This window comes from Bacteroides sp. CAG:633, from assembly GCF_000435115.1.
GTDB classification, from domain to species: domain Bacteria; phylum Bacteroidota; class Bacteroidia; order Bacteroidales; family Bacteroidaceae; genus Bacteroides; species Bacteroides ndongoniae.
On the sequence record NZ_FR883072.1, the window covers coordinates 1,791 to 10,038 of the forward strand.

Annotated in this window: 8 protein-coding genes; 7 read left to right on the forward strand and 1 reads right to left on the reverse strand. The window is 44.1% G+C overall.

Features of this window, described 5'->3' with window-relative positions; genetic code table 11:
* The first annotated feature begins 446 nt into the window (after positions 1 to 446).
* The 5 genes from QVP67_RS08200 (at position 447) to QVP67_RS08220 (ending at position 3,901) form a co-directional block, all read left to right on the forward strand.
* On the forward strand, positions 447 to 689 hold the full coding sequence (locus tag QVP67_RS08200; RefSeq protein ID WP_022163084.1) for a DUF3791 domain-containing protein: 243 nt from the start codon (positions 447 to 449) through the stop codon (positions 687 to 689).
* 318 nt (positions 690 to 1,007) lie between these two features.
* Positions 1,008 to 1,226 carry a DUF3791 domain-containing protein gene (locus QVP67_RS08205; RefSeq protein WP_022163085.1) on the forward strand — a complete coding sequence of 73 codons (219 nt, stop codon included), beginning with the start codon at positions 1,008 to 1,010 and terminating at the stop codon, positions 1,224 to 1,226.
* A gap of 285 nt (positions 1,227 to 1,511) precedes the next feature.
* Positions 1,512 to 2,672 (forward strand): AAA family ATPase, encoded by a 1,161-nt coding sequence (locus QVP67_RS08210; protein WP_022163086.1) that lies wholly within the window; start codon positions 1,512 to 1,514, stop codon positions 2,670 to 2,672.
* Between the two features lie 2 nt (positions 2,673 to 2,674).
* Positions 2,675 to 3,307 carry a DUF4276 family protein gene (locus tag QVP67_RS08215; protein WP_022163087.1) on the forward strand — a complete coding sequence of 211 codons (633 nt, stop codon included), beginning with the start codon at positions 2,675 to 2,677 and terminating at the stop codon, positions 3,305 to 3,307.
* Between the two features lie 303 nt (positions 3,308 to 3,610).
* Positions 3,611 to 3,901, forward strand: a complete 291-nt coding sequence (locus QVP67_RS08220; protein ID WP_022163088.1) for a nucleotidyltransferase domain-containing protein — start codon at positions 3,611 to 3,613, stop codon at positions 3,899 to 3,901.
* A gap of 299 nt (positions 3,902 to 4,200) precedes the next feature.
* Here QVP67_RS08220 and QVP67_RS08225 read toward each other — a convergent pair whose 3' ends face one another.
* The gene (locus QVP67_RS08225; RefSeq protein ID WP_288180029.1) at positions 4,201 to 6,279 is read right to left on the reverse strand and encodes a BT4734/BF3469 family protein; all 2,079 of its coding nucleotides are present in this window, start codon (positions 6,277 to 6,279) and stop codon (positions 4,201 to 4,203) included.
* A 228-nt stretch (positions 6,280 to 6,507) separates the two neighbouring features.
* On the opposite strand from QVP67_RS08225, the gene QVP67_RS08230 reads away from it, so the two are divergent.
* Complete coding sequence (locus QVP67_RS08230; protein ID WP_022163091.1) at positions 6,508 to 6,663, forward strand: hypothetical protein; 156 nt, start codon at positions 6,508 to 6,510, stop codon at positions 6,661 to 6,663.
* Between the two features lie 482 nt (positions 6,664 to 7,145).
* The gene (locus tag QVP67_RS08235; RefSeq protein WP_022163092.1) at positions 7,146 to 7,997 is read left to right on the forward strand and encodes a glycosyltransferase; all 852 of its coding nucleotides are present in this window, start codon (positions 7,146 to 7,148) and stop codon (positions 7,995 to 7,997) included.
* Positions 7,998 to 8,248: the final 251 nt, after the last annotated feature.

Below are 8,248 nucleotides of genomic sequence, written 5' to 3' on the forward strand. Positions count from 1 at the left end.
GTTGAGGGTTTAGGGTTGAGGGTTTAGGGTTGAGGGTTTAGGGTTGAGAGATGCCGACCCGTAGAGACGCAAAATTTTGCGTCTCCATCCCCCACGCACCAATAATCTGGTCCGTGTAACCCATCGTGAAACAGTGCAGTAGATAATTGAGCACTCCAAAAGCAGAGATACATATCACTCTTATTGCTATAGATGGAAGAATAAAAGGGATAAATAAATTAACAGATTCAATTTTGACTTCGACGATTTTTAATTCTCAAGTGCTCAACTTATTAGTTGACAAGGATTCAGTCAACAAGTTTACAAGGCCTGAATGCGCTGTTTGATAAAGTGTCGTTTAAAGTAGCTCGGTACAAAGACCTTGTCAACTCGTCAACTTGTTACTCGTCAACTGCAACTTGAGCTTGCGAATTGAAAATCAAAGAGGTTAAACTTAAATAAATGATATGACCCAACGAAATATTGAAGACAGAATGATTTTTGCTGCATCCTGTATTGAAAGTGTAGCAAGAAAATGGAATCTTCCTCCGAATGAAGTTTACAGGAGAATGAAGCGTGTAAATTTAATAGAAGGATACATATTGAAGCATTATGACGTAATACATACCGAAAGCCGAGAGAATATTACAGAAGATATTGCCGATTGTCTGTTGCAATGGGAGAAGGTTAAGAAGGAGGAACAAGTATGAAAGTCTACCACGGAAGTACGGCGATAGTGAAGCTCTAAAGCGATTAACTTTTATCGCTCCTAATAATCAGATTTGTTTGCTAAATCAACATCTGATTGACCATTGTTTGAAGTTTCTAAAGTACACCATAATATAGCTCAACTTATTAGTTGACAAGGCTTCTGTCAACAAGTTTACAAGGTCCTGAATGCCCTGTTTGATAAAGTGTCGTTTAAAGCAGTTCGGTACAAATCCCTTGTCAACTCGTCAACTTGTTACTCGTCAACTGCAATTTGAGCTTGCGAATTGAAAAATCAACGAAGCTAAACTATAACCTATATGTTAAGTGATATTTTAATGTGGAATAAAGTCGGGCGTGTAGTGACACTTATTGCCAAGCGACTGAACATTTCTCCAGAACGTGCATTAGATTTGTTCTATAGTTCGGAAACAAGTCTCCGATTGCACAATGCTGATGATTATCTTTATATGATGGGTGATTTATATATTGTTGATGAATTGGTGTCAGAATTACGTGCCAGTGAATCTCATTCATGATAATGGTTGAGGGAGTAGCGTTGAGGGTTTAGGGTTTAAGGTTTAGAGTTGAGGGTTTAGCGTTGAGAGATGCCAACTCTCGTAGAGACGCAAAATTTTGCGTCTGCGTCCCCCACGCACCAATAATTTGGATCCATGAATAATCCGTAGTGAAATATCCTTGTGTCTTCCGTGGTGATAAAAAGATAAAGCCGAGGGACCCCCTTGTTTATTAGTGAAAAAAATGTTTCTTTTGCATCATGCGATTACAAAGTAACCTGTATAAACACATTTACGTATAATATTATGGTCATTTCGTACATAAAACTACATAATTGGAAAAATTTTCAGAATTGTTCTGTTGCATTGGCGGAACGCTGTTTCATTGTTGGAGCAAATGCGACGGGCAAATCTAATTTTTTGGATGCACTTCGTTTTTTGCGGGATATTGTTAAAAAAGGAGGAGGATTACAAACTGCAGTAGAAAGCAGGGGTGGCATTACAAAAATAAGATGTTTGGCTGCACGGGTTCGGACAGATATAGAAATAGAAGTTACACTGCGCGAGAAGTCGGATGCCCCTGATAAGTGGAAATATACATTGAATTTCAAACATACGGGAGGCGGAATTCGGAAGAATGAGGTTACGGTCAACAGAGAGAGTGTGTGGCTGCTGACAGAGAACCGATGTTTGTTGGACAGAACAGAAAATTCGGAGAATGAAACAGATGATACGCTGAAATATACGCATCTGGAGCAAGCGGTAACCAGTCAGCAATTCCTGGAACTGAGGAATGCATTGGCAGACATTGAATATTTAAATATCGTTCCGCAAATGGTAAGGGAGTCGAGTTTGGCACCGGAGACAAAAGAAGATTATTATGGCAGGAATTTTTTGTCGGAACTGAGCAAGCTGAACGAAGCTACACGCAACAGTTATCTAAGAAAGGTGAACGAAGTGTTGAAATGTGCTGTTCCACAATTAGATAACCTGAGTTTTGTAAAAGATGAAAATGGGTTTTACCATTTGGAAGCCAAGTATTTACATTGGAGAGCTCAAGGAAGTAAGCAGACTGAAGCACAGTTCTCGGATGGTACATTGCGATTGATAGGACTTCTGTTCTCCATATTGGCAGGTAAGGGAATCGCTTTATTGGAGGAACCCGAAATCAATCTGCATCCCGGTGTGGTGGCTCAGTTGCCGGAATTTATAGCACGGATGCAGCGGCATAGGCCGAGACAGATAATTGTAACTACTCACAGTTATGATATTTTGTCCAATGAAGGCATTGATGAAACAGAAGTGGTTCTGCTGTTGAACAGCGATGAAGGAACATTGGCGAAAACGGTTGATAAGATAGACGAAGTCAAGGAAGTTCTGGATGCCGGATTGTCTATGGCCGATGCAGTGTTGCCTGCAACAAGGCCGGACAATTTACAAAATATTGGCAATGTTAGTTTGGACTGAATATGAGGGAAATATATCTGGTTGGTGAGGATGAAGTAACAAAGGCCATCATCCGGAAAATAATGGCTGTATATACTCCCGAATTGACAGTGAAAGGGGAACTTCCGGCCCGAGGGAGCGAAATTAAAAATAAAATTGCTAATTTCAATCGTCTGGCAGTGCATACGCCTGTTGTTTTGCTGACCGATTTGGATACGGAAGATTGTGCACCTGTAGCAAAGAGCAACTTGTTGGAGGGAATTGAACAAAATGAAGATTTCATTGTGAATGTGGCGGTCGATGAAGCCGAAGCCTGGCTTCTGGCAGATCAGGATTGCTTTTCCAACTTTTTGGGAGTCGATAAAGAACGTATGCCGACATCGGCCCTGCAAAAGCAGGGAGGAAGGGTAGAACGGAGAGAAATGCAGTTACCCTTGAAAGCTTCCTATTATCTGACGCACAACCTGGCATTACAGTCGTCCAAGGATGAAATAAAAGCACAGATTGGTTCGCAAGGCAGGCGGTGCAAAGGAAAAGAATATAATACGGCGTTAGTTCCTTTCATAGAAAAGGAATGGGATGTAGAGAAAGCACGGGTAAATTCAGACAGCTTGGATAGGATGATCCGACGCTTGATCCGATTGAATGAAAAATAGTTGTCCGTGATAATCCTTTCCCCAAAGACCCACTTTAGCCCCCCTAAACAGCCACTTTAGCTCCGTAAAGAGGGACTTTAGCGAGCGAAAGTGTAAGGTTAGGGTGGTTGGAATTAAAAATTAAAAGTTAAAAATTAAAAGTGTTGAGCGTTTAGAGTAGTCTATCTATCGGCTTAACTCCTTTAACTTCTTAACTCCTCTCTCCCTTTCTCCCTCTGAGGAAAGTTAGAATAATAAGGGGACAGGATGTCAAGGAGGAAGTGATTTTTTGTTTATTCCCATAGAAATCGTTACATTTGCATCATGAGGTTGAACAGCAATGAAATAAAAACTATCCTTCAGGCGGCTCGCGAGATTTATGGAAGCCGGGTGAAGGTATATTTATTCGGTTCGCGTCTTGACGATACGAAGCGTGGGGGCGATATTGACTTGTTGATTCGTAGCGTCGGAAAGGAACAGGGTGCATTGGCCCGCATTCGTCTGATAGCCCGTTTGAAGTATTTATTGGGCGAACGTAAAATCGATGTCATTGGCGACTATGAAGATAACGAAGTGGTGCGCGAAGCTTTGGAGAAAGGAGTGTTGTTGGCATGATTAAGCGTAAGGAAGAATTAGCACAGCGTTTACAGCGTGATTTTGAAGTGTGCGACCGTCACGTTTACCGTATCCGTGCTTACAAGACTCTATCGCTTTGCTCCCTTTAGATTATAAGTTGACCCAAGTCTTACAAATGCGAATTGAAAATTCATTATCCATTTTCAATTATCCATTATCCATTATCAATTATCAATTATTTTAAGTATCGGCTTAACTCCTTAACCCTTCCCCCCTCTCTTTTGGAGAGGGGATGGGGGGGAGGCCTTGGAGAGGGGATGGGGGTGAGGCCCTCCCTGTTACAAATACCTCCCCAACGCCTGCTGGTTCCTGTAGATCTCGTCGCCGGACAGCTCTATCACCAGATAGCCCCGTTTCCCTCCGACACGTACGCTTTTGAAGCCTTCCTGCTTCATTACCATGCCGATTTTTACGGGATTCAGCTTATGCCGCAAGCCGGCATTGATGCGGGCCAGGATCTGGGCGTTGGTCACGAAGATGCACTCTTCTCCTTCCATGGGGCGGCGGTAGTGCGTCAGTATCAGCTCCTGTTCCAGGCAGGGCACTTCAAACAGCTTGTTATGTTGATTCAGCGTCACCATCTCTTCAGTACTCAGCCAGTACTGGAAATCGCCGGTAGCCAGTGCGAAAGCCTGGGCATACACACCCTCGTAATCCACCGGATGGTCAAACGGGCTGTCGATGCTCTCTACTTCGAAAGGCATCCAGCGACGGTTTCCACTCAGGTCGGTCAGGAAGTGCGGGTTGTTGCTGGTGCCGCAGAAACTGGCAATGTGCGGTCGCACCTCTTTGAAGTGAGCATATGCTGCCCGTTCGTTCACGTGGCGCATGGTGGTAAGCGCCTTCAGCTGGTTCAGCTCCTTGTTCTCCATCTCGTCCAGCTCCTCCAGGCACACCATGGCAAACTCCGCCAGGGTCAGCATGTCGTCCTTCGAGATGTTCCGGCTGTTGCTTTTCAGGTAGAAGTAACGCCGCAGCTCGGGCGGAAGCAGGTTGTTCAGCCAGGTAGTCTTGTAAATGCCCTGACGGCCGATGAGCACCAGAATTTCGTGGTTCACCACCTCCTCGTTCAGCAAGGAAGCGATCATCGCCACCAGCCATTTTTTGAAGAGAGTGGCAAACAACTGCTGATTGTCTTTCACATGCACCTGTGCGGCCAGCTTCCCGATGTAGTCCGTATGGCCGTCCCAGGCAGGCAGCTGGCTCATGTAGTTCAGGAAAGGATTGAACAGCTCCACAAACTCCGACTGGAGCACAGACCGCAGGTCGGCGATGCGTACCGCCTTCTTCTCCTTGCACATGCGGCACCACAAGGTGTTCACATCGCGGTCCGTCAGGTCGGCAAACACCAGGTTTTCAGCAGGAGCAAACTCACATTTTCCGGTCACGGTGTTTTTACGGAACTTCCCCTGACTGGCCAGAAACTCCTCGATGTCTTTCACCGAGGCATAGTCGCGGTCGCTTTCACCTCCTTCCTTCTTCTTCGAAGGCAGACGTCGTGTTCCAAACTCGTCCGTCTGGCGGTAACACGAGTGAAAGATGCCCTCCACATCGCCGTCGTAGTCGGCGAAACGTTCCGTGGCCCACTGTGTGGCCATTGTCCGGTCCACGCCGTAGGCATTCAGCAGGTAGCCCATCCGCATGATGTACTCGTTGTGATGATGCTCCACGTAAGCGATGCCCTCTTCCGCCAGCTGTTTCTCGGCAGCTTTCACCGCCCGTTTCAGCCGGTTGTTTCCCGCCGTCAGCTTCGCCGAAGCCGTTTGCCGCACTTTCTGTATGCCGAAGGGGATTGCTTCCGGATTGAAGAACACCTCCGGGTCGTGAGCCAGTCCGCTCAGCCGGGTAAGGTTCCGGCATTTGGCGTCGGCCTCCAGCCCTGTCAGTTCGTGGTAGTAGCGGTTCATCGTCTCAAAAGCCAGGGTGTGCAGTTCCTCGTCCGATCTTGTAGCACAAGGCTCCTTTCTTTCATAGCGGCTGATGACACGTATGCCCGTGCCGCTCATGGTGGTGTACGCCATCAGGGTATGCCCATCCTGCCGGATCAGTTGCAGGCATTCGACCATCCGCTCTTCGGGCACATGGTCAAAGTCGGCCAGACACAGCAAGGTATATCCGGCGATGTGTTCTTTTCGCTTTCCGCCTTCGAAGCGCACAGCTACAGCGAAACACGGGCAGGCAGCCTTCTCGCGTGCGGCGGCAGTATTCATGTGTTGCTGCCGGTAGTAGCGGTGGCGTTCGGTGTGTTCCGCCGTGCTGGCGTCGTTACGGATCATTTCCACGATGGTTTCCAGGGTTGTCTCTGTCGGCTGAGTGCCGGAGTAGCCGTTAAACAGGCTGATGATCATGTTTTTCATAATCATTGTTGATTCTTGGTTAAACAAAATAATACGAAAGCCGTGTCCCGATAGTTCTTCGCACACTTCCGTTGGCGCAAAGGAGCACAAAGTTTTTGGAACTGCCAAACGCCCCAGTACTTACATGTCGGTACTGTAGGAGCATAAAAATAACAGATTTTAAACACTTTTTAGATATTGCTGTTACGCACTCGCCTAAAATAATTATTCACTCTAAAAAAAACAATTATGAAGACAGAAGATTATTATAATTCAAATTTAGGTTGCTATATAGCACAGTTACAAAGTGTTATCAAAGTAGATGGTCGTCTGTTACGTGATGAAGACATAGTAGCCAGGGCTCACATGTCGAAGTCCACCTATCAGCAGATAAAAAAGGGGTAAATCCGAAACTTTACGGATACTATGCCGTCCTTCGCATCTACCTGGAAGCTTGTCGCACAAGCAAGGTTCTCCCTTTGGAGCAGTTCCTCATCGAGTTGTTGCGCAGTCTGGAAGCTGATTACCAGGCACGTTTCAACAAGTGATGCCCATCTCGGTAGAGTGCGCTGGCGCCATAGATACCCCGGCGCACTCTCAACCTCAGCTTGACAGCTTGGTATCCCGAAAAAACAACTTTTTCTTCGCGCGCGTGTAGGTGAAGTTTAACACAAGTGTGAAGGAAAGTTAAGCTTCACCTGCACGCGCGTGAGGAAATGTTAGAATAATAAGGGGGCAGGGTGTCAAGGTAGGTTCAAATTGTAAAAAAATATTAGTAGCATTTTGTGTGTTTATCGTATTACTTGTGACTGAAATATCCAATCAGTTTTATTTATAACTATAGGTTTCATTTAGACCGTTACAAATAGCATTTATATTCAGAAATTATGAGTTGTCATTATTACGTTTTGACCCGTTTTAATATCCGTCTTTGGACTAAAGACAAAAAGGGGAAGCCGACACAGACAGAGGAATGGTTGAAAAAACGCTTTGAACTTTTCGAACAATATTGCTTACCTTCTGTAGCCAATCAGTCAGTAAAAAATTTTAAGTGGATTGTATTGTTCGATTCAGAAACTCCTGAAGTATATAAAAAGAAAATAGATGAATATGCCCGCAGATGTGAGCAATTTACTCCCCACTATGTTGCACCTGCAGAAGGACGGTATTTCGTTCGTATTTTCCAGAAAATAATTTTGGAAGACATAATTTTGGGAGATGTTGTCATAACAACTTATTTGGACAATGATGATGCTTTGCGGTATGACTATGTGGAAGAGGTACAACGTTTAGCCGCTCAAGTTCGTAATCGTACTTTTATCTCTTTCAAATACGGTATTCAGTATTTTACAGAATTAAATATCGCGACAAGGGTGGTATATAGAAACAATCATTTTCTTTCATTTATCGAGAAATACGAGGAAAATGTTCGTTTGCGAACCGTGATGGGCTATGGCAGCCATATTTATGTAGGGCGTTATAAAGGAACGGAAGCTTTGTTTGTAGAAACACCGGAGAATGAAAAATGGATAGAATTGGTTCATGTGGATAATGATGTTCGAATGACGTTTGACACCCATTTGATTACTGATTTAAAGAAATTAAAAAACGATTTTGGAATCCATTTGGAGTTGGCTAAAAACTCTACGTTTATTTTTTATACAATATTTCTTAAACGTACAATTAAGGAGATTTTTAGACATATTAGGTTGAAGATTATGGGAAGGAAATGGGATTAGATAAATCTTTCTGTCGTTTGGATGTCAATTTGCAAGTATTTTAAAATCCATCCTCAGTCTAAAGATTTGAAAGAAATGACTTAACAGCGTTGTAGTTGAAAATTAGTAAGAATGTATAATTGCAATTTTTAACTATTTATTCATCTATTACAAAGAAGATGAGATACTACAAGGACCTTTGTTTGAGAATTCCCTATAGGGTACATCAAAATGATAATTTAAGTAAGCTTCCAAAATTGGCGTATTGACTA

Coding starts and splice junctions, on each gene's coding strand:
- QVP67_RS08200 (WP_022163084.1), top strand. CDS start 447: ATGACCCAACGAAATATTGAAGACAGAATGATTTTTGCTGCATCCTGT.
- QVP67_RS08205 (WP_022163085.1), top strand. CDS start 1,008: ATGTTAAGTGATATTTTAATGTGGAATAAAGTCGGGCGTGTAGTGACA.
- QVP67_RS08210 (WP_022163086.1), top strand. CDS start 1,512: ATGGTCATTTCGTACATAAAACTACATAATTGGAAAAATTTTCAGAAT.
- QVP67_RS08215 (WP_022163087.1), top strand. CDS start 2,675: ATGAGGGAAATATATCTGGTTGGTGAGGATGAAGTAACAAAGGCCATC.
- QVP67_RS08220 (WP_022163088.1), top strand. CDS start 3,611: ATGAGGTTGAACAGCAATGAAATAAAAACTATCCTTCAGGCGGCTCGC.
- QVP67_RS08225 (WP_288180029.1), bottom strand. CDS start 6,279: ATGAAAAACATGATCATCAGCCTGTTTAACGGCTACTCCGGCACTCAG.
- QVP67_RS08230 (WP_022163091.1), top strand. CDS start 6,508: ATGAAGACAGAAGATTATTATAATTCAAATTTAGGTTGCTATATAGCA.
- QVP67_RS08235 (WP_022163092.1), top strand. CDS start 7,146: ATGAGTTGTCATTATTACGTTTTGACCCGTTTTAATATCCGTCTTTGG.